General features: G+C 69.0%; 23 protein-coding genes. 8 read left to right on the top strand and 15 right to left on the bottom strand.

The features are described from left to right. Positions 1-20: 20 nt before the first annotated feature. From AB0I35_RS26320 to hisH, 3 genes are read left to right on the top strand one after another with little or no spacing between them, the layout of a single operon-like run. Positions 21-1,148, top strand: a complete 1,128-nt coding sequence (locus AB0I35_RS26320) for a histidinol-phosphate transaminase (RefSeq protein WP_357399006.1) — start codon at positions 21-23, stop codon at positions 1,146-1,148. A gap of 19 nt (positions 1,149-1,167) precedes the next feature. After that, complete coding sequence (gene hisB / locus AB0I35_RS26325; protein ID WP_157105161.1) at positions 1,168-1,782, top strand: imidazoleglycerol-phosphate dehydratase HisB; 615 nt, start codon at positions 1,168-1,170, stop codon at positions 1,780-1,782. Beyond that, positions 1,779-2,408, top strand: coding sequence for an imidazole glycerol phosphate synthase subunit HisH (hisH, locus tag AB0I35_RS26330; protein WP_357399008.1), 630 nt, complete (start codon positions 1,779-1,781; stop codon positions 2,406-2,408). The genes hisB and hisH overlap by 4 nt, the downstream gene beginning before the upstream one ends. A gap of 1 nt (position 2,409) precedes the next feature. Here hisH and AB0I35_RS26335 read toward each other — a convergent pair whose 3' ends face one another. From AB0I35_RS26335 to AB0I35_RS26360, 6 genes are all read right to left on the bottom strand, one after another. Further along, positions 2,410-2,763 carry a cupin domain-containing protein gene (locus AB0I35_RS26335; protein WP_357399009.1) on the bottom strand — a complete coding sequence of 118 codons (354 nt, stop codon included), beginning with the start codon at positions 2,761-2,763 and terminating at the stop codon, positions 2,410-2,412. Between the two features lie 304 nt (positions 2,764-3,067). Further along, positions 3,068-3,856, bottom strand: a complete 789-nt coding sequence (locus AB0I35_RS26340) for an AraC family transcriptional regulator (protein ID WP_357399011.1) — start codon at positions 3,854-3,856, stop codon at positions 3,068-3,070. 228 nt (positions 3,857-4,084) lie between these two features. Next, positions 4,085-5,236, bottom strand: a complete 1,152-nt coding sequence (locus AB0I35_RS26345) for a DUF2786 domain-containing protein (protein WP_357399012.1) — start codon at positions 5,234-5,236, stop codon at positions 4,085-4,087. Positions 5,237-5,398: 162 nt separating this feature from the next. Beyond that, a complete protein-coding gene (locus AB0I35_RS26350; protein WP_357399013.1) occupies positions 5,399-6,337 on the bottom strand; it encodes a LysR family transcriptional regulator in 939 nt (312 codons plus the stop codon). After that, entirely contained in the window at positions 6,334-7,224 is an 891-nt protein-coding gene (locus tag AB0I35_RS26355; RefSeq protein ID WP_357399014.1) for a LysR family transcriptional regulator, read from the bottom strand. Before AB0I35_RS26355 ends, AB0I35_RS26350 begins: the two co-directional genes overlap by 4 nt. Positions 7,225-7,550: 326 nt before the next feature. After that, positions 7,551-7,973 (bottom strand): hypothetical protein, encoded by a 423-nt coding sequence (locus tag AB0I35_RS26360; protein WP_067644751.1) that lies wholly within the window; start codon positions 7,971-7,973, stop codon positions 7,551-7,553. A 383-nt stretch (positions 7,974-8,356) separates the two neighbouring features. Here AB0I35_RS26360 and priA point away from each other — a divergent pair, with 383 nt between their 5' ends. The 3 genes from priA to hisF are packed head-to-tail and all read left to right on the top strand — an operon-like array spanning position 8,357 to position 10,717. Further along, entirely contained in the window at positions 8,357-9,088 is a 732-nt protein-coding gene (gene priA, locus AB0I35_RS26365; protein ID WP_067644748.1) for a bifunctional 1-(5-phosphoribosyl)-5-((5-phosphoribosylamino)methylideneamino)imidazole-4-carboxamide isomerase/phosphoribosylanthranilate isomerase PriA, read from the top strand. 7 nt (positions 9,089-9,095) lie between these two features. Further along, the gene (locus AB0I35_RS26370) at positions 9,096-9,917 is read left to right on the top strand and encodes an inositol monophosphatase family protein (protein ID WP_067644745.1); all 822 of its coding nucleotides are present in this window, start codon (positions 9,096-9,098) and stop codon (positions 9,915-9,917) included. 5 nt (positions 9,918-9,922) lie between these two features. Further along, positions 9,923-10,717 (top strand): imidazole glycerol phosphate synthase subunit HisF, encoded by a 795-nt coding sequence (gene hisF / locus AB0I35_RS26375; protein WP_357399015.1) that lies wholly within the window; start codon positions 9,923-9,925, stop codon positions 10,715-10,717. A gap of 46 nt (positions 10,718-10,763) precedes the next feature. Here hisF and AB0I35_RS26380 read toward each other — a convergent pair whose 3' ends face one another. From AB0I35_RS26380 to AB0I35_RS26410, 7 genes are all read right to left on the bottom strand, one after another. Then, entirely contained in the window at positions 10,764-11,921 is a 1,158-nt protein-coding gene (locus AB0I35_RS26380) for an acyl-CoA dehydrogenase family protein (RefSeq protein WP_357399017.1), read from the bottom strand. Positions 11,922-12,006: 85 nt separating this feature from the next. Next, a complete protein-coding gene (locus tag AB0I35_RS26385) occupies positions 12,007-12,753 on the bottom strand; it encodes a hypothetical protein (RefSeq protein ID WP_357399018.1) in 747 nt (248 codons plus the stop codon). Between the two features lie 48 nt (positions 12,754-12,801). After that, complete coding sequence (locus tag AB0I35_RS26390) at positions 12,802-14,052, bottom strand: ABC transporter substrate-binding protein (protein ID WP_357399019.1); 1,251 nt, start codon at positions 14,050-14,052, stop codon at positions 12,802-12,804. Next, positions 14,042-15,082 (bottom strand): branched-chain amino acid ABC transporter permease, encoded by a 1,041-nt coding sequence (locus AB0I35_RS26395; RefSeq protein ID WP_357399021.1) that lies wholly within the window; start codon positions 15,080-15,082, stop codon positions 14,042-14,044. Before AB0I35_RS26395 ends, AB0I35_RS26390 begins: the two co-directional genes overlap by 11 nt. Then, positions 15,079-15,957, bottom strand: coding sequence for a branched-chain amino acid ABC transporter permease (locus AB0I35_RS26400; protein ID WP_357399022.1), 879 nt, complete (start codon positions 15,955-15,957; stop codon positions 15,079-15,081). The genes AB0I35_RS26395 and AB0I35_RS26400 overlap by 4 nt, the downstream gene beginning before the upstream one ends. Beyond that, entirely contained in the window at positions 15,954-16,679 is a 726-nt protein-coding gene (locus tag AB0I35_RS26405) for an ABC transporter ATP-binding protein (protein ID WP_357399024.1), read from the bottom strand. The genes AB0I35_RS26400 and AB0I35_RS26405 overlap by 4 nt, the downstream gene beginning before the upstream one ends. Further along, on the bottom strand, positions 16,676-17,434 hold the full coding sequence (locus AB0I35_RS26410) for an ABC transporter ATP-binding protein (RefSeq protein WP_357399026.1): 759 nt from the start codon (positions 17,432-17,434) through the stop codon (positions 16,676-16,678). The genes AB0I35_RS26405 and AB0I35_RS26410 overlap by 4 nt, the downstream gene beginning before the upstream one ends. Positions 17,435-17,566: 132 nt before the next feature. On the opposite strand from AB0I35_RS26410, the gene AB0I35_RS26415 reads away from it, so the two are divergent. Further along, positions 17,567-18,829 carry a helix-turn-helix domain-containing protein gene (locus tag AB0I35_RS26415; protein WP_357399027.1) on the top strand — a complete coding sequence of 421 codons (1,263 nt, stop codon included), beginning with the start codon at positions 17,567-17,569 and terminating at the stop codon, positions 18,827-18,829. Between the two features lie 7 nt (positions 18,830-18,836). Further along, positions 18,837-19,187, top strand: a complete 351-nt coding sequence (gene hisI / locus AB0I35_RS26420) for a phosphoribosyl-AMP cyclohydrolase (RefSeq protein WP_067988177.1) — start codon at positions 18,837-18,839, stop codon at positions 19,185-19,187. Positions 19,188-19,264: 77 nt separating this feature from the next. Here hisI and AB0I35_RS26425 read toward each other — a convergent pair whose 3' ends face one another. Further along, complete coding sequence (locus tag AB0I35_RS26425) at positions 19,265-19,564, bottom strand: hypothetical protein (RefSeq protein ID WP_357399028.1); 300 nt, start codon at positions 19,562-19,564, stop codon at positions 19,265-19,267. Positions 19,565-19,609: 45 nt separating this feature from the next. Beyond that, a complete protein-coding gene (locus tag AB0I35_RS26430; RefSeq protein ID WP_357399029.1) occupies positions 19,610-20,299 on the bottom strand; it encodes a DJ-1/PfpI family protein in 690 nt (229 codons plus the stop codon). Positions 20,300-20,334 lie beyond the last annotated feature (35 nt).

Below are 20,334 nucleotides of genomic sequence, written 5' to 3' on the forward strand. Positions count from 1 at the left end.
AGCACCTGCGGGGTGACGGTATGAGCACCCCGACTGTGCCCGGCGCCTCGGCGACCCTCGACCAGCTGCCGCTGCGCGACAACCTGCGTGGCAAATCCCCGTACGGCGCACCGCAATTGACGGTGCCGGTGCAGCTCAACACCAACGAGAACCCGCACCCGCCGAGTCGTGCGCTCGTCGACGATGTCGCCGAGTCGGTGCGGGCCGCCGCCGCCGACCTGCACCGCTACCCGGATCGGGACGCGGTCGCGTTGCGCCACGACCTGGCCGAGTACCTGACCCGCCAGACCGGCGTCGCCGTCGATACCAGCAATGTGTGGGCGGCCAACGGGTCCAACGAGATCCTGCAGCAGCTGTTGCAGGCCTTCGGCGGACCGGGCCGCAGCGCGCTGGGTTTCGTGCCGTCGTACTCGATGCACCCGATCATCTCCGAGGGCATCGACACCGAATGGCTCGAGGCCGCGCGCGGCAGCGACTTCTCCCTCGACATCGACTACGCCGTCGCGCAGATCGCCGAACGCCGCCCCGACGTGGTGTTCGTGACCAGCCCGAACAACCCGACCGGGCACAGCGTCCCGATCGACGACCTCGAGCGTGTGCTCGACGCCGCACCGGGGATCGTCGTGGTGGACGAGGCGTACGGGGAGTTCTCGGCCGCGCCGAGCGCGATAGCCCTGATCGACCGGTACCCGACCAAGCTCGTCGTCACCCGCACGATGAGCAAGGCGTTCGCCTTCGCGGGCGGGCGCCTCGGTTACCTGGCGGCCTCACCCGCCGTGATCGACGCGATCCTGCTCGTCCGGCTGCCGTATCACCTGTCGGTGGTCACCCAGGCCGCCGCCCGCGCCGCCCTGCGCCACGCCGACGAAACCCTCGCCAGCGTGGCCGAATTGGCCTCCCAGCGCGATCGGGTCGCCGCGGCGCTCGCCTCGTTCGGGTTCCAGGTGATCCCCAGCGACGCCAATTTCGTACTGTTCGGCCGGTTCACCGACGCGGCCCGCGCCTGGCAGCACTACCTCGACGCCGGGGTACTCATCCGCGATGTCGGCATTCCCGGCTACCTGCGCGCCACTATCGGGCTCGCCGCCGAGAACGACGAGTTCCTGCGCGTGAGCCGCGACATCGCCGCCACCGACCTCACTCACTAAAAGCGTGGAGAAACAGACCATGAGCAGAACAGCGCGGGTGGAACGGGTCACCAAGGAATCCTCGATCCTGGTGGAGCTGAACCTCGACGGCAGCGGCAAGACCGAGATCTCCACCGGTGTGCCGTTCTACGACCACATGCTCACCGCCCTCGGCGCCCACGCCGGGTTCGACCTGGTGGTGCGCGCCGAAGGCGATATCGAGATCGAGGCACACCACACCGTCGAGGACACCGCCATCGTGTTCGGGCAGGCCCTCGGGCAGGCGCTGGGCGACAAGAAGGGCATCCGCCGGTTCGGCGACGCCTTCATCCCCATGGACGAGACCCTCGCCCACGCCGCCGTCGACGTGTCGGGCCGACCGTACTGCGTGTTCACCGGTGAGCCGGAACACCTGGTGCACACCATCATTCCGAGCGCGGGCCCCGGTGCGTCGTACTCGACGGTGCTCAACAAGCACGTGTTCGAATCGATCGCGCAGAACGCACGGATCGCCCTGCACGTCCGGGTGCTCTACGGGCGCGACCAGCACCACATCACCGAGGCCGAATTCAAGGCTGTCGCACGGGCTTTGCGCGCGGCCGTCGAGATCGACCCCCGTGTGAGCGGTGTGCCGTCCACGAAAGGTGTGCTGTGAAATCCGTCGTGCTGCTGGACTACGGCTCCGGCAACCTGCACTCCGCCGAACGCGCCCTGGTGCGAGCCGGTGCCCAGGTGGAGGTCACCGCCGACCCGACCGCCGCGTTGGCGGCCGACGGGCTCGTCGTCCCCGGTGTCGGCGCGTTCGCGGCGTGCATGGCCGGGCTGCGCGCGGTGCGCGGTGAGCGCATCATCGGGCAGCGGCTGGCCGGTGGACGCCCGGTGCTCGGTATCTGCGTCGGCATGCAGATCATGTTCGACCGAGGTGTCGAGTTCGGCGTGGAGACCGAGGGCTGTGGTGAATGGCCGGGCACGGTCGCGGGGCTCGAGGCCCCCGTCCTCCCGCACATGGGCTGGAACACGGTGAAAGCACCCGCCGACAGCACCCTGTTCGCCGGCATGGACGCCGACACCCGCTTCTACTTCGTCCACTCCTACGCGGCCCAGCAGTGGGAACTGCCCGAGGCCGACCACATTCCGCCACCCAAACTCACCTGGGCCGAGCACGGTGTGCCGTTCCTCGCCGCCGTCGAGAACGGCCCGCTCGCGGCCACCCAGTTCCACCCGGAGAAGTCCGGCGACGCGGGTGCTCAGTTGCTGCGCAACTGGATCGGGTCGCTGTAGGTCAGCCGAGCCTGGGGTCGTCGGCGGTGGATTCGATCGTCTCGCCCGGGGTGTAGAACAGCTCCACGACATTGTCGATGTCGAGGTGGCGATGCCAGTGGCCCTTCGGCACGACGACGAATTGTCCTGCGGTGAGCCGGTTTCGGTGACTGCTGTCGTCGGTGAGAATCTCCACGGTGACGCTGCCGTGCAGGACCATCAGGAATTCGTCGGTGTCGGGGTGCAGTTCCCAGTCGGAGCCGGGGAGTTCGGCGCCGTGATACATGCAGAACGCTCCGGTGTTGAACGGGGCCAGTTCGCGGAAGTCGAACTGGGCGAGGGTTTTCGCGGTGGTGATGGGGTCGTGTTTGCGCATGGTTCGGCCCTTCTGGGACGGATTCGGTCGGTGATCGTCAGGGGATCGGGTGGGTGTCGGGTGGGTGCTCGGTCATGGTCGGACCGTGTGCGCCGGCAACCCGCTGTTCGATCGCGCGAATCCGAATGTCGAGAGGGAGCGTCATGGGTCAACTGTCGCGCGGTGCCCCCGGGTAGGTCTTGAACGAATGTCCGCTCTGGGGGCGGGGTGCGTCGATGCGTTGGCGCGCTGGTGTGTGCGATGGGGTGGCGGACCCGGGGATGTCGTGGGAGACGACGCCGGGTGGCGGTGTGTGCGCGGTCGATCAGTGGGTGAGAGTGCGCGGCGTGGTGCCGGCGAGAGCGACGATCTCGCGATGGAGGTGGGGCTGATCGGCGTAGCCACAGATCGCGGCTACGTCTGCCACGGGCTGCCCGGCGGCGAGGCGATCCAGTGCGCGCCGGAATCGCACTATCTTCGCGGCCTGCTTGGGGGCGACACCTACTTGTGCGGTGAATCGGGACCACAGTCGTTGCCGGCTCCACCCGGTCCACTCGGCCAGCTCCTGTACCCGTACCCGGCCACCGGTGGCGACGATACGGTCCCAGCATGCCGCTACCTCGGGGTCGGCGGCGCCGACTGGTTCGCGGTGGGCGAGGAATGTCGTCAGGACGGTGAATCGCGCTGCCCAGGTAGATGTTTCGGACAGTTGCTCGCGCAGCAGGGTTGCCGCGCGTCCCCACACCGCGTCTAGATCGACCATCTCGCCGCGCAATTCGGAGGGAGCGACGCCCAGCAGCGTGCGCGTGGACAGGGGCGACAGGCGTATCTCCAGGCATTCGATGCGGTCGGCCGTCACCTGCTGGGGCATCGGCGCCAGTCCGGCGACCACACCGCCGAGCCGGCGCTGTTCACCGCCGGCTGTGACCCGCAGCGGAGCATCGCCGAACTGGATCACGACGGTCACCTCGGGCCGCGCGCACACCCGCATCGGCGCGCCTGCCCCCACGCGCTCCAGGAAACCGCCCATCACCGCGCCCGGAACCGGGTTGGCAGCGGGAGCCGCGACCTCCCAGCCCCCACCCAGTTCCGCTTCGGACACGATCGGGCGCATCTCACCAGCGTAGGTGGGTGGTGACGTGAGCGCCGTCGATCAGTCGCAGCAGAGCTCTGCCCAACCGGGTCCCCGCGCACGGTCGTGCCGGTGAAGGCGAAGCGAATCCGGCCTGCCCCGCCCGTCATGGGGTCATCGAGGGCGGCATGGGCGGCCGCCCAGTGGGCGGGTCGACGGGCACGCCGCACAGATGAACTCGAAACCCTTACCGACCGGCTACCTGTCGGATCAGGAGGGGTCGACGCGGGCTTCGGTGGCGGCTTCGGTGCCTGCGGCCCAGCCTTCGGCGCTGCGGATGGTGATGCCTTTCGCGCGGGCGGTGGGGAAGTAGGTGTCGAAGGCCTTGTCGATCTGGTCTTGCCGGGCCGCGAGGACGGGGAGGAGGTGGTTCGGAGCGTGGGCGATCGTGGTGTCGGTGGCCTCGGTGAGGCGCTCGCCGATGCGGGTGGCGTAGGCGGTGAGAAAGGCTTTGCGGTAGTGGCGGGAACGGGATTCGCCGGTGTCGGCGGTGTCGATCATCGTGCGGGTGGCCTGGACCAGCAGGGAGGTGGACAGGAGCTCGACGAGGTCGAGGTCGGTGTCGTCGCCGACCACGGTGACGAAACCCCATTCGGCGGCGAAAATGGCGCGGCAGCGATTGGCGTGCGCCACCCGGTCGATGAGCAGGGCTTTGGCATCGGTGTAGGGGGTGTCGAGCCAGATGCGGCGGGTGGCGGGGAGATCGCTCGACGGCTCGAGCAGCAGGTGATCGATGGCGTACTTGGTCATCAGCTCCTGCGCCTTGGCCGACAGCGTCTCGGCCTCGTCGGGGAACGAGGTGGATTCGGCCTTGGCGAGCAGACCACGCACCCGGCCGAGCACTTTCTCGTCCACACCGTGCCGAGGCCGGACCGGCCCGGACGATTCGAGCTTCGGCAGTCGCGGCAACAGCGCGAGCGCTTCGATCGCCGTTGTCAGCGCCTCGCCGCCGGTGAGCAAGGCACGGTCGGCCCATGCCCGCAGGTGGGGAGTCGTCCACCAGACGGAGACATCGAGCTCGTCGAGCTCTGCGTCCCACCGCGCGTCGGGATGATGGGCCGCCATCAGATCCAGCAGATACCCCACCGCGAACTCGTCGAGGCGTCGGCGCGCGGCCTGATTGATGTCCGCGGGCAGCCAGCCGAGCTCACCGGCGTGGGTGATGAGCCGCCGACCTGCCATTTCGACCCCTGCGGCGAGCTCGTCGGTAACAGTCACCGGCCCGACGAATTCGCCCGCGCCCCGCACTGCCGCAGCAATGATCTGCTCGGCAATGCCGTCCGGATCCCCGGACAAGTCGTCGAGCGCCGCCACGGGTACGGCTTTGCGTCCGGTGCGACGTCGACGATTCTGCTTGCCCATGGTCTCCTGATGGTCCCCCGACCACCGCTCTCGACACAAACGGGCGAGGCCACCGGCGGGCCGGCTGCCCAGCGGCGCCTTCATCTCGTTCACCGGCCCGCGGCCCCAGTCGTTGTCCTCCAGCCGCATCGTGACGGCGCGGTTTCGCTCGTCGTGTGAACTCTATCCGGGCCGCGGTTCTGGCTGTGTAATCGCTTCTCGGTCAACGGAATCCGCCTTCGCCGAGCGCGCGAGCTCGGTGATCGTGCGGGCGAAGGCGGTGCCGGTCGGCGACAAACCGGAGGCGCGCCAGACCAGGCCGTATTCGATGGGTGGGAGGTCGTCGAAGGGGAGGTAGACCAGGCTGGGGCGGGGGTAGAAGTGGCCGGCTTGGGCGGCGGCGAGGGCTATGCCGTTGCCCGCTGCCACCTGGACCATGACTTCCTGCCAGTACGGCATGGTCATCGAGCGATGGATCGGTCGGCCCGAGGGGGTGTGGGTGGGGAGGTGGTGATCGAGGAAGTAGCCAGCCAATCCCCGTGCGGTGAGCAGGGTTTCGTCGGCCAGGTCCGCCACGGAGACCGAGGTGCGGGTGGCCAGGGGGTGGGAGGTCGGGACGACGAGGACCTTCGCGTCACGCGACAGGACCGGGCCGCTCACCAGATCCGGCTCGACGGCGGGGTACTCGAGAAAGACCAGGTCGAGTTCGCGGCGCCGCAGCTGACCGAACCGGTCCGACAGCTGGACCTCACGCAGCTCCACCGTGCACGCGGGCCGCTCGGCGCGGAACGCCGTGGCGGCCGACATCAGCATCTCGCTACCCAGTGGGTGCGTGAAGCCGACCCGCAACACCTCTGTGGCACCCGCGCTGTCGGCCGCTCGGGCCAGCGCGGCCAGAATGCCGTGGTGATGCGGCGCGAGGGCGTCGCGCAGCTGGGTTCCCAAGGGGGTCAACGTCACCCGCCGACTCGTCCGCTCGAACAGTGGTGCGCCGATTCGCCGTTCCACGGTGTGGATCATCTGACTCACCCGGGCCCGCGATACCGTGAGCCGCTGTGCCGCCCGCCCGAAGTGCAGTTCCTCGGCCAGCACCAGGAAGGTTTCCTGCTCCTGCCAGTTCATCGTGTGCTCCCGGCGCACTTCACGGCGGTGCGCACGAAGGCCGCCGCACGCGCCGACAGTCCCGACGCACGCCACTGCAGACCGTATTCGATCGGCGCCTGCTCCTCGAACGGCACGTAGACCAGGTCGGGGCGCGGGTAGTACTCGATGCCCTGGGCGGCCGTCACGGTGACACCGATATCCGCGGCGACGTGGGCCAGCAACTCCTGCCAATACCGAGTCGTCGTCGAACGGCGGATCGGCGACCCGGCGGGGGTCACCGGCGGAACCACGTGATCGAGGAAGTAGCCCGGCACTCCGCCGATGAACAGCACGGTCTGTCCGGTCAGATCCTCGACGGTGACAGAGCGTCGCCGCGAGAGCGGATTGCGGGTGGACACCGCCAATACCCGGGCATCGCGCAGCAGCACCGGACCGCACACCAGGTCGGGTTCGGTGGCGGGGAACTCGATGAGCTGCAGATCCAGCTCGCCGGAGCGCAACGCGCTGTAGCGATCGGAGAGCTGCACCTCGCGGATGTCGAGAGTGCAGCCGGGGTGGCGTGCGCGCAGGGCATCGCCCGCCCCGATCAGCAGCTTGCCCGCCAGTGGGCTGGAGAAACCGACCCGCAGCACGCCGTCGATGCCGCGCGCGGTTTCGGTCACCTCCGCTACCGCGTCCAGTACGCCGCAATGGTGCGGGAGCAGGTCGTCGCGGAGCTGAATGCCCAAGGGGGTCAGGGAAACCCGACGGCTCGTCCGTGTCAGCAGAGGTGCGCCGACGCGGGCCTCGAGTGTCCGGATCAACTGACTCACCCGGGCCCGTGAGAGCAGCAACCGATCCGCCGCTCGCCCGAAGTGCAGTTCCTCGGCCACCGCGAGGAACGTTTCGATCTCTTGCCAGTTCATCCATCACCTCTCATCGGTAAAGGTTCTTTACCGACCGGTGAGTATTTTGCCTGGTATTCGCCGGTGTGAGGCTCCGACCGCCTCGTCAGCGGCCGCTCGACACGCGGAGGCGCTGGGCGACAACGCCGAATCGGGCAGTGCCCGGTGCTGATCTGCTGCCGGCCGGGCGCCGACAACAGAATCGGTAACCATGCCGCAACCATGGCGGCAATTGTTTATGTCGGAAATGTATTCGGAGACAAAAGAATGCGGTGACGTGCACCTGGCACGTCACCGCATTCGGCACCGACCTGAGGGGAGTGGTCGGCAAGTCCGGCTACGCCGAATTACTCGGCGGGGGTGTTGAGTTCGCGCGCGCCGAGCAGAATGTCGACGATGTTGGCGCCACCACTGGTGAGGCTGTCGAATGCCGAGCTGCCGGTCTCGAGCACCTCGAGGCCCGCGAGCGCGGCGGCCGAACCGGTACCGGCGGCACCGAGGCCCGCCGAGCCGGTGCCCGCGGCACCGAGACCGGCCGAACCGGTGGCCAGGGCGGGCAGGGCGGCGGCGGAACCGGTACCGGCGGCACCGGCACCCGCGGCGCCCGCACCAGCGGAACCGGTCGCGCCGAGGGCGGCCGAGCCGGTGGCACCGAGGGCAGCCGAGCCGGTGGCGGCGGCGGCCGAGCCGGTGAAGGCGTTGGCGGCGGCGGCGGGACCGAGCACGGCGATGGCGAGGGCACCGGCAACAGCGAGGGTCTTGCGAGTCATGAGATTTCCTTTCGGTGCCTGCAATCACAGGCTGGTAACGCAAAGGGGCGGTGCGGCGATGAACTCGGTAGGGGTTGGTGTTCCTGCCGACAAAACGGAAAGTTAATCGATGCGGGAAACGAATTGCTAATTGATTCCACGTGGCGATTATCACTATTAATACTTGGTAAACGGAATGTTTCCGCAGGTCAACCGGGTCTGTTCGATCGATCACATAAGGCTTGGCGCATAGCCGGCTGACGAACTTCGGGAATCGGGCAAATTTGTGGCACACATCGATGGGTGTGCGATTCGGCATACGGCCGGAGCCGGTGGAGTGACGCGGAGCGCACCGGCCAGGACCGTTGCGGGCCCACGGAGCAAGACCTACTAGTCTGATCGGCGTGAGTCTTGTGCTGTTGCCCGCGGTCGATGTCGCCAATGGGGAGGCCGTGCGCCTCGTACAGGGGGAGGCCGGTAGCGAAACCGGATACGGGTCGCCCCGCGACGCCGCCCTCGCGTGGCAGGAGGCCGGTGCCGAATGGGTGCACCTGGTCGACCTCGACGCGGCCTTCGGCAAGGGCAGCAACCGTGAACTGATCGCCCAGGTGATCGGCGAACTCGACGTGAAGGTCGAGCTCTCCGGCGGTATCCGCGACGACGACTCGCTGAAGGCCGCCCTGGCCACCGGCTGCGCGCGCGTGAACATCGGCACCGCGGCGATCGAGAACCCGCAGTGGTGTGCCCGCGTCCTCGGTGAGTACGGCGACCGGATCGCGGTCGGGCTCGACGTCAAGCAGATCGACGGGGAATGGCGGCTGCGCGGCCGCGGCTGGGTGACCGACGGCGGCGACCTCTGGGAGGTCCTCGAGCGCCTCGAACGCGACGGGTGCGCACGCTATGTGGTCACCGACGTCTCCAAGGACGGCACGCTCACCGGCCCCAACCTCGAACTCCTCAGCCAGGTGGCCAACGCCGCCGAGGCGCCCGTGGTGGCCTCCGGCGGCATCTCGGTGCTCGATGATCTCGTCGCCATCGCCGGCCTCACCGACGAGGGTGTCGAAGGCGCCATCATCGGCAAGGCGTTGTACGCGGGCCGGTTCACGTTGCCCGAAGCCCTGGCCGCGGTGCGCTGACCTCGCCATGACCACCGCGCCGAGCACCGCCGAACTGACCGACCTGCTGGCCGTCGCCACCCAGGTGCTGGACGGGGTGGTGCCGCGCTATCTCGAGGGTGTCGGCGCGCCGAGCGCGGTCGCCAAGGGCCGCAACGACTTCGCCACCGAACTCGACCTCGAACTGGAACGCACCATTTCCGCCGAGTTGCGTCAGCGCACCGGAATCGCGGTGCACGGTGAGGAATTCGGCGGGCCGGAGCTGACGTCGGGCACGGCCTGGGTACTCGATCCGATCGACGGCACCTTCAATTACTCGGTGGGACATCCGATGTCGGGCATCCTGCTCGCCCTGGTGCACGAGGGCGAACCGGTGATCGGGGCGACCTGGTTGCCCGGGTTGGGCCGCCGGTACGCCGCCGTCAGCGGCGGTCCGGTGTATCTCGACGGGGTGGCGTTGCCGCCGCTGGCGCCCGGCAAACTCGGCGAGGCCATGATCGGTTTCGGCGCGTTCAACCTGGATTCGGCAGGCCGCATCCCCGGCCAGTTCCGGTTCGACCTGCTCGGTGCGCTGAGCCGGTTGTCCTCCCGGGTCCGCATGCACGGCGCCACTGGCATCGATCTGGCCTTCACCGCCTCCGGTGTGCTCGGCGGCGCGGTGGTGTTCGGTCACCATCCGTGGGACAACGCCGCCGGGGTCGCGCTGGTGCGGGCCGCGGGCGGGGTGGTCACCGACCTGGCGGGCGAGCCGTGGACCATCACCTCCGGCTCGGTGCTCGCCGCCGCACCCGGTGTGCACGAAGAACTCCTTGACATGATCTGCGCGGTCAGCGACGAAGAACGAGGTTGAACACGATGGGTACCAGCACACAGCAGAGCACGCTGGCCGTCCGCGTGATCCCCTGTCTCGATGTGGACGCGGGCCGGGTGGTCAAGGGCGTGAACTTCCAGAACCTGCGCGACGCGGGTGATCCGGTGGAACTGGCCGCCACTTACGACGCCCAGGGCGCCGACGAACTCACCTTCCTCGACGTCACCGCCTCCACCGGCGACCGGGCGACCATGCTCGACGTGGTGACCCGCACCGCCGAACAGATCTTCATCCCGCTCACCGTAGGTGGCGGGGTGCGCACGGTCGAGGACGTGGACCGCCTGCTGCGCGCCGGGGCCGACAAGGTGTCGGTGAACACCGCCGCCATCGCCCGTCCCGAAGTGCTCTCGGAGATGTCGCAGCGCTTCGGTTCGCAGTGCATCGTGCTCTCGGTCGACGCCCGCACCGTGCCCGACGGTCAGCCCGACACCCCGTCCGGCTGGGAGGTCACCACCCACGGCGGCAAGCGCGGTACCGGTATCGACGCCGTCGAATGGGCCGTCCGCGGCGCCGAACTCGGTGTCGGCGAGATCCTGCTCAACTCCATGGACGCCGACGGCACCAAGGCCGGCTTCGACCTGCCGATGATCGCCGCGGTCCGCGCCGCCGTGCACGTGCCCGTCATCGCCAGTGGCGGTGCGGGCGCGGTCGACCACTTCCCGCCCGCCGTCCACGCGGGCGCCGACGCGGTGCTCGCCGCCAGCGTCTTCCACTTCGGTGATCTGACCATCGCCCAGGTCAAGGACGCGATGCGCGCCGACGGCATCACCGTCCGCTGATCTCAGGCGTCCGAAACGGCCCGTTGTGGTCCGTCGGTCGTCGGTGCTACAGACCCATGTCGGTAGCGATGACGGTGCGCAGGGTATCGGAGGTGTCGCCGCCTTGGAGGCGGTCCACGCGGTGGTCGGCGTAGAGGCGGGCGATGGGTGAGTCGGTGAGATAGCCCGCGCCGCCGTGTAGTTGGAGGCAGCGGTCGATGACCCGGGTCGCGGTCTCGGTGGCGAAGAGTTCGGCGGAGGCGGCGTGGGCCGGGTCGAGTGCGCCGCTGTCGTGGGCGGCGAGCGCGCGATCGATCACGGCCTCGATCGCATCGACCTCGGCCCGGCAGCCCGCCAGTTCGAACTTGCCGTGCTGGACGGCGGCGACGGGGCGGGCGACCGGGAGCCGGTCGCGGGTGTGGTCGCGGGCGAAGCGGATGGCCGCCTTGGCCCGGGCGTACGCGCCGAGCGCGATATTCAGTCGCTGCTGCGGTAGCTGGGCGACCAGGTGCGCGGCGGCTCGGTGTGGGTCGCCGAGCAGGTCGGTGGCAGGGACGCGCACATCGGTGAAGGTGAGTTCGGCGGTGCCACCGACCTTGCGGCCCAACGTGTCGAGGCGCCTGCCCACCAGGAAACCGGCCGCGCTCGTGTCGACCACGAGCAGCGAAAGACCGTAGGACGGATCGTCGGGCCGCGGCGGTGCGGTACGGGCGCACACGATGACCCGATCGGCGTGCACCCCACCGATGACATAGGTCTTCGAACCGTTCAGCACATAGCTGCCGTCGGCGGTCAGTGGTGCCGTGGTGCGCATACCCTCCGGTTCGGTGCCCGTGCCCGGCTCGGCCACCGCGAGGGTGAACATCGTGTCGCCGGTGACGATCCCCGGCAACCACCTGGCCTGCTGCGCGGGGGTGGCCAGCGCGGTGATCAACGGCAGGCAGCGGCCCAGATGCGCGCCTGCCCCACCGAAGGAGACAGCGGCCCTGGCGATCTCCTCGGCGAGCACGCCACGATAGGCCAGCGAGTCACGTCCGGCACCACCGAACTCCACCGGCACCTCGAGACCGAAGACCCCCAGATCCCCGAGCCGGTAATAGAATTCGCGCGGTACGAGACCGTCCTGGTACCAGCGGCCGAAGCTCGGCACGACCTCGGCTTCGATGAAGGCCCGGATCGTGGCCCGGAAGGTGACGAGTTCGGCGTCGAAAGCTGTTCTGCGCATCAGCGATTCCCCTGTTGTCGGCGCGCCTGTGCGCACGGGCCGGGCCGCGAACACCCCGTGTTCGCGGCCCGGCAGCGGACGAGATCTACTTCGCGGGCGCGGGTACCGCGGGGTCCTTGCAGTAGGCGCCCAGCTCGGCCGGGCACGGCGCGAGGATGGTGGAGAAGTACTGGTAGGCGGCGAACAAGGCCAGCGGACCACCGACGGTGACCAGCCCGACCATCCCGCCCACCGCGCCGAGCGTGGCCGCGCCGAGCACACATCCCGCCACGGTGGCGCCCACCCACGGCACGAGCAGCACGATCACGGGGCTGGCGATCGTGGCACCGGCCGCACCGCCGACCAGGCAGCCCACCCCGCCGCCGACCACGGCGCCGATGATGGCGGCCACCGCGCTGCCGATGGTGAGCCGCTGGGCGAGCACCCCGAGCGCGGATTGGTCACGGGGGGTGAAGGATTCGGCGATCTGTTGCACCGCGGCATCCTGGCTGATGACATTCGTGGCCGCCTCGGCCGGTGTGCCGCCGTCACGTGATGGTGTGAGGGTGGCGCGGTCACCGTCGATCGTCGCCGCGATCGGGAAGACCTTGTCGTCCATCCGGTACGACAGCGGCAGCGCCGCGACGGGCACGTCGGCCTCGGTGGTGAGCACGAGCTGACCGTCGACGACCTGCAGCTTGCCGTCGTTGGTCGACAGCACGGCCGCGTCGCCCTGCCTGCTGATCTCGTAGTGGACCTCGGTCTGGGCCGGCTCGGCGTGGGCGTTCGCGCTGCCGACGCACAGGGCAAGCGCCGTCATGGCGGCCGTGGCGAGCGTGGTTGACATCTTCATGGTGATCCTCATCGATCGTGGGGTGAACTTGTGCCTCGCGGCACGGGACTACTTGCCGGAGGTATCGATCAGGCCCTCGGTCAGCGACCAGTGCTCGCCGGCGAAGGTCTGGATGCCGACCGCCTCGAGCGGGAAGCCGTCGCCCGCACCGGTTTTCATGCTGATCCCGGGCAACATCAGGTCGGCGGAGACGTTGTCGAGCGAGCGCATCGCATCGCGCAGGCCCTCCCTGGTCGGGCACTTCGCCGCTTCGAGGGTCTTGTGGAAGCTCTGCGCCATCGCCCAGCCGGCCATGGCGTGCTGGTTCTCGGTGTCGGCGCCGGGCGCGTACTGGGTGAGTTCGGTCTTGAACGTCCGCATACCGGGGTCGGTGGCCCAGCGCGGATCGGCGGGGTCCTTGAGGAACGCCGCGCTCACCGTGCCCTGGATATTCGGCAGGCCGACCGGGCGCAGGGTCGCCATGGTGTTGGAGACCTGGGTGAGCACGTGCAGGGGGTTCCAGTCGGTGTTGCGCACGTCGGCGGCCAGGGCCTGGGAAGCGAACTTCGGCGTCGAGAAGTTCAGCATCACATCGGCTTTGGAGTTGGCCAGGTTGCGCACCTGCGCGTCGACGGTGGGGTCGGTGACCTCGAAGCTTTGCTCGGCGACCACCTTCACCCCGCTGCCCTCGGCGCCTTCACGGAACGCGGCGAGCAGGTCCTTGCCGAAGTCGTCGTTCTGGTACAGCACCGCGACGGTCGCGGTGGGGCGTTGTTTCTTCACGTACTCGGCGTAGGCCAGGCCCTCGGTGCGGTAGCTGGGTTGCCAGCCGATGGTCCACGGGTTGTCCTCGGACCCGAACTTCGTGGCGCCCGTGGCGACGAACACCTGCGGCACCTTGCGCTGGCCGAGGTAGTCGCTCACCGCCGAGGAGGTGGCGGTGCCGAGGGTCTGGAAGACCGCGAACACCTGGTCCTGTTCGACCAGTCGGCGGGTCTCCTCGACGGTCTTGGGCGGCTGATAGCCGTCGTCGCGGACGAGGTATTCCACCTGGCGTCCGCCGATGCCGCCCTTCTCGGCGTTGACGTAGTCGAAGTAGGCCTTGATGCCCTTGGGTACCTCGCCGTAGGCCGAGGCCGGACCCGACAGCGGGTACACGCCGCCGAGCTTGATGGTGCTGTCGGTGATGCCGGTGGTCTGCTGACCTCGGCAATCGCCTTCGCCGACGGTCCCGGTGTCGGCGTTGCGACCACCGCACGCGGTGAGCGTGGCGACCAGTGCGGCGGCCACCCCGAGACACTGGATTGTCCTAGTGCGCATGAGTTCTCCCTTTCCGGACGCGTTGTCCGAGCCAGTGCGCCCATCGGGTGGCCAGACCGGCCAGTCCCTGGGGTGCGAGGTACATGACCGCGATGATCAGCAGTCCGAAGATGACGCCGGGTGCGGCCTGGTTGACGTCTTGCGCCAGGCTCGGCACGAACATCACGAACAGCCCGCCGAGCACCGGCCCCCAGGTGGTGCCGAGTCCGCCGACGACGAGCCCGGCCAGCAGGGTGATCGACAGGGTGAGCGCGAACGAGTCGGGGGAGACGAAGGCGATCACCCAGGTGTAGACGCAGCCCGCGACGCCTGCCAGCAGCGCGCTCCAGGCGAAGGCCAGGGTCTTGTAGTGCGCCAGGTTCACCCCGAGCACCTCGGCGGCGGTCTCGTTGTCGCGCACCGCGTGCAGGGCGCGACCGACTTTGGAACGCAGCATCCCGGCGACCAGCACGAAGCTCAGCACGGTGACGGCAAGCGCGAGGAAGTACAGCCACTGATCCTCGGCGAGCCCGGTCCAGGCAGGCGGCACCGGTTTGTCGACGCCGAGCCCCATCGAGCCACCGGTGAGTCCGTCGAACCGTTTCAGCAACGGGACCAGGAAGATCGCGATCGACAGGGTGACCAGTGCGAGATACAGCCCGCGCAGGCGCAACGCCGGGATGCCGAGCGCGAACCCGAGCACGAAGGTGATCACCGCCGCCAGCGGGATCGTCGCCGAATACGGTGTGTCCCACTGGTGCATCGCGATCGCGGCCGTGTAGGCGCCGATCGCGAAGAACGCGCCGTGACCGAGCGAGATCTGGCCGGTGTGGCCGACGAGCAGGTTCAGCCCGAGCAGGGTGACCGCGTAGATCATGGCCATCGCCAGCTGGAAGGTGTGGAAGGGCACCAGCTGGAACGGCGCGGCACACGCGAGCAGGAGTATCGCGACCGTGCCGACCAGCGGAAGCCGGGGGACGCGGATTCCCGGACGTGCCGGTTCCGCCTGGGGTACTACAGGATTCGCTGCCGAGATTTTCACGTCACTCATACCCGTTCCACCGCCGCGTGTCCGAACAGACCTTGGGGGCGAAGCAACAGCACGCCCAGGATGATCACCAGCGGCACACCGATCTTGAGTTCGGTGCCGATCGCGTCGACGTAGGCGCCGGTGAGGGTTTCGGCGACGCCGACGATCAGGCCGCCCGCCACCGCGCCGCCGGGGGAGTCGAATCCGCCGAGGGTGGCCGCCGCGAAGGCGTAGATCAGGACGCCGCTCATCATGTTGGGATCGAGGAACAGCAGCGGCGCCGACAGCACCCCCGACACCGACCCGACCAGCGCCGCGAGTCCCCACCCCAGCGAGAGCACGGTGCCGACCCGGATGCCGACGAGCCTGGCGGACTGCGGATTACACGCCACCGCCCGCATCGCCAACCCGATCGCGGTGTAGCGGAACAGCAGATACAGCAGCGTCATCACCAGTCCGACGACGGCGAAGATGCCGAGACTGCCGTACCCCACACTGACATCGGCGACGCGCAACGCGCCGTCCGGGAAGGGGTTCGGGAAGGACTTCACCTGGTAGGACCAGATCCAGCCCGCTGCCGCGTGCACCGTGAAGAACAAACCGACCGTGACGATCACCAGGGTGATCTCCGGTTTGCCTTCGACCGGCCGGATCACCACCCGCTCGATCACCATGCCCGCGAGGAAGGAGATCACCAGCGTGAGCACGAGTGCCGCCCAGAACGGCATCACCTGACTCAGCTGCCAGGCCAGGAAGGCCGAGAACATGGCCAGCTCGCCCTGGGCGAAGTTGGCCACCCCGGTGAACCGGTAGATCAGGACCAGGGCCAGCGCCAGCCCCGCGTAGATCGCGCCCGCCGAGAGCCCCTCGACGAGTTGCTGCACGAATTCGGTCACGGCCGCACCCGGTATCCGAGGTAGGAGCGGACGACCTGCTCGTCTGCTTTGATCTCGGCGGCGCTGCCGGACAGGACGATGCGGCCCGTCTCGAGCACATGCGCCTGATGGGCGACGCCCAGCGCGAGGTGGGCGTTCTGTTCGACGACTATCACGGTGGTGCGTTCCTCTGCGTTGATGGTGTGCACGATCCCGAACAGCTCCTGGGTAACCAGCGGGGAAAGCCCGAGCGAGGGTTCGTCCAGCAGCAGCAGCCGTGGGCGCAGCATCAGGGCCCGGCCGATGGCGAGCATCTGCTGCTGACCGCCGGACAGCCCGCCCGCCGGGTCGCGCTGCTTGTCGCGCAGGATCGGGAAGTAGTCGTAGACGCGGCGCAGATCGGACTCGACGCCCGCGCGGTCGCGGCGGGAGTAGGCGCCCAGGCGCAGGTTCTCCTCCACCGTGAGCGGGGCGAAGGTGCCGCGGCCCTCGGGCACGTGGGCGACTCCGAGCCGGGCCATCGCCTCGGGTGCCCGCCCGGCCACCTCGTCACCGTTCAAGCGCAGGGCGCCACGCACTTTCACCATGCCGCACAGCGCGCGCAACAGGGTGGTCTTGCCCGCGCCGTTGGGGCCGAGGATGGCGCACACTTCGCCCTCGGCGACCGAAAAGCTCACACCGTGCAGCACTTTCGCCGCGCCGTACCCCGCGTACAGGTCGGTGACGGTCAGGAATTCGCTCACGAGGCGGCCCCCAGGTAGGCGCGGACGACGGCCGGATCGCTCTGTACCGCTTCGGGTTCGCCCTCGGCGATCACCTGCCCGAACTCGAGGCAGACCACCCGGTCACAGGTGTTCATCACGAACCCCATGTGGTGTTCGACGACGACAACGGTGAGGTCGAGTTCGGTCTGCAGGGCACGAAGACGCTCGGCGAACTCGTCGACCTCGCCGTGGCTCAGGCCGTTCACCGGCTCGTCGAGCAGCAGCAACCGGGGCCGCACCGCCAGGGCGCGCGCCAACTCGATCCGTTTGAGCGTGCCGAACGGCAGCCCGGCGGCGGGGTGGTCGGCGACGGTGGTGAGGTCGAGCCGCTCGAGCAGTTCGTCGGCCTCGGCGCGCAATCGCCGCTCCTCCCGGCCGACCCAGGGCATCCGCAGCCCCGCCGAGACGAAGCCGCCGCGCGTGCGGTGATGGGTGCCGACGAGCACGTTGTCGCGCACCGACATCCGGGTGAACAGGCCGAGGTTCTGGAAGGTGCGGGCGATACCGAGGCCGGCCAGCGCATCGGGACGCACCGTGGTCAGGTCGGTGTCGAGGTAGCGCAAGGTGCCGGAGGTGGGCCGGTTGCGCCGGGTGAGGCAGTTGAACAGGGTGGTCTTGCCCGCGCCGTTGGGCCCGATCAGACCGACCATCTCGCCCGCGGCGACCGTGAACCCCACATCCTGCAGGGCGGTGATCCCGCCGAAGCGCACCGTCAGGTGGGTTATGTCGAGCATGCGACGAACACTAAGAGCGCTGGTCAGCACCCACATCGGACGTTGTGGACCAAGTTTTCGGCCGCGCCTCGTCCGCTGCGGACAGTGTGATCTGGTTGACACCTCGAGCGCGGCGCTGCAAACTCCCCGGACATGTCAGCTGGATCACAACTGCTCGGCTACTCCGACCCGGTGCACGCCGAGCGCGCCCGGATCGTCGGGTGCGCCTACGAGCACGCCGACGAGATCGCCGACGATGTGATGGCCAAGCTGCGCGTCGAACTGCCCGGTTACGGCACCGCCGACGCAGGGTTCCTCGCCGATGTGCACGACCAGCTGGCCCGGCTCAGCCGCACCGGGCTCGGTGCCCTGCTCGAGCACAAACGTGTCACCCCGGCCGACGTCTCCTACGCCAGGCAGGCCGCGGCCCGCCGCGCCCGCTGCGGGCTGCCGCTGGTCGACTACATCGCCGCGTTCCGGTTGGGTCAGCGCGCGATCTGGAAATCGCTGCTCGCCCACGCGGGCGACACCGACGCGGGACGTGAGGCGGTGTTGTCGCTGGCCGGACCGCTGGCCCGCTACACCGACCTGATCAGCACCCAGGCCACCGACGCCTACCTGGAATTCCAGCAGTACGTCACCGCGGAGTCGAGCCGCGACGGCCAGGCGCTGATGGACTCCCTGCTCGACGGCGCCCTGCCCGCGAGCGGACCGCACCTGTCCGTGGCCACCGCGCACGGGATCGGCGCCGAACGGACCGCGCCGCTGGTGGTTGTCACCGCGATGGTTCTCGATCCCGCGCCGACGGCCGACTCCCTGTGTGAGACGAGGCAAGTGGTGTCGGCCGCGCTGGCGCGCACCGGTGTCAACGGGCTGCGCACCCTGTCGGTGGTGCGCGATACCGAGATCGTGGCGATCCCGGCGCTGCGCCCCGACGGGTCGGCCGAGCAGCTGTGCGAGCGACTGCGGGCGCTGCGTGAACAACTGGCCGCCGACGGTGTGGCACTTGCCGTCGGAGTGAGCACCTCGGTCACCGAGGTCGGCCAGATCCCCCGGGCGCACCGCCAGGCCAGGGCCGCCCTCGCCCTGCTCCCCGAGGAGGGTGGCGTGCTCGCGCTGCCGCAGATGACGCCGTTCCGGTACCTGCTGCTGCGCGCCGACGACACCACCCGCCAGCTCGTCGACCCCCGCGTCGGCGCCGCCCTCGCCGACGACCGCGCCCGGGGCGGCACCCTCGCCGACACCGTCCGCGCCTTCGCCGCCGCCGACATGAACCTGCGCGAAGCCGCCGACGCCCTGCACATCCACCTCAACACCGCCAAGTACCGGCTGGGCCGCATCCAGGAACTCACCGGACGCAACGTGCGCAGCGTCAACGACCTCGTCGAACTGCTGGTGGCGATCGAGCTGTTATAAACGACGGATGAGTCTGGATCCTGCAATTGCCGCTCGCCTCAAACGCAACGAGGCCGGGCTCGTCGCCGCGATCGCGCAGGAGAAGGCGACCGGAGACGTGCTGATGATGGCCTGGATGGACGACGAGGCCCTGGCCCGCACCCTCGAAACCCGCCGGGGCACCTACTATTCGCGTTCGCGGCAGCAGTACTGGGTGAAGGGGGAGACCTCGGGGCACACACAGTACGTGCACGAGGTGCGGCTCGACTGTGACGGTGACACCGTGCTGCTGATCGTCGACCAGGAGGGTGCGGCCTGCCACACCGGAACCCACACCTGCTTCGACACCGATGTGCTGCTCGCCCGCGAGGCCGAGTGAGACGACCGTGCCGGCGGTCCTCGCCGGTCGCGCCCATCCGGATCGCGGAAATGCTGCGCAGGCAGGGCGACTGAGCGTCAACGGCGTCGTTCGCCGACGACCTTCGACGACGGCAGGCGCCCGGCTTTGGAGGTTCCCCGCAGGGTGTCGCCGTCGACGGTCAGGTCGAATGCCAGGTTCAGCCGCAGGGGTTTGGTGACGGCCTGTTTCCAGGTGAGCCGATCGCCGTCGGCGCGGAGCTCGGTGAGCGGCACGTCCTCGCCCGCTCCGTGCGCGACGCCGGTGAGCACCCCGTCCTGCTCACGGATCTCGACCACGGCGTCGATCTTGCCGATCGGGGTGGCGATGGACATGTTCCAGGTGCCTGCGAAGGACATGCTGATGCGATTCCTGACTGTTCGATGAATGGTGGGGTTCGGTGCTCAGAAGGCGGTCGGTGTCAGACCGTCGGCGCGCCAGACGGTGCCACGCCGCTCGTGTGCGAAGAGCTCTTCGACGGCGTGCGCCACGCGGGGGCCCAGCTCGCGCTCGAGCAGATACAGGCCGAGATCGAGGCCGGAGGTGACACCCGCGCCGGTGATCAGGTCGCCGTCGTCCACGATCCGCGCCGAGACCGCGTGCGCGCCGGTGGCGTCGAGCAGATCTAGGCCGAGATGGTGGGTGGTGGCGTGACGGCCTTCGAGCAGGCCGGCCATGGCCAGGACCAGTGAGCCTCCACAGACGGTGGCGACCGTGACCCCTGGCGCTTTCATCGCCTGCGCCAGGAGCGCGGGCAGTTCGGTGCTCAGCGTGCGACCGAGCAGCACCGGGATGGGCTGGTCCGGTTCCCACTCGCCCGCACCCACCTGTGCTTCCGGCACCTCGCCGAGGTCGCCCACCCGGCCCGAGGCCCCGGGTACCACGACGATGTCCGCACGTTCCGGGTCGAGGGTGCCGGTGGCGCGCAATGTCAGTCCGCCGGTGCCGCTGATCACCTCGCGAGGACCCTGTGCGGAGACCAGTTCGACGGTGAGGGCACCGTCGGACGCCACGCCGCCCGCGTACAGCACTTCATAGGGAGCGATGGCATCGAGTGGGTCGAAGCCGTCGAAAAGGACGATCTGACTATGCATGGATGAATTCCCTCGCGCCGTTATCCGCTGGACAC

The sequence above is a fragment of the Nocardia sp. NPDC050378 genome (assembly GCF_040655675.1).
GTDB classification, from domain to species: domain Bacteria; phylum Actinomycetota; class Actinomycetes; order Mycobacteriales; family Mycobacteriaceae; genus Nocardia; species Nocardia coubleae.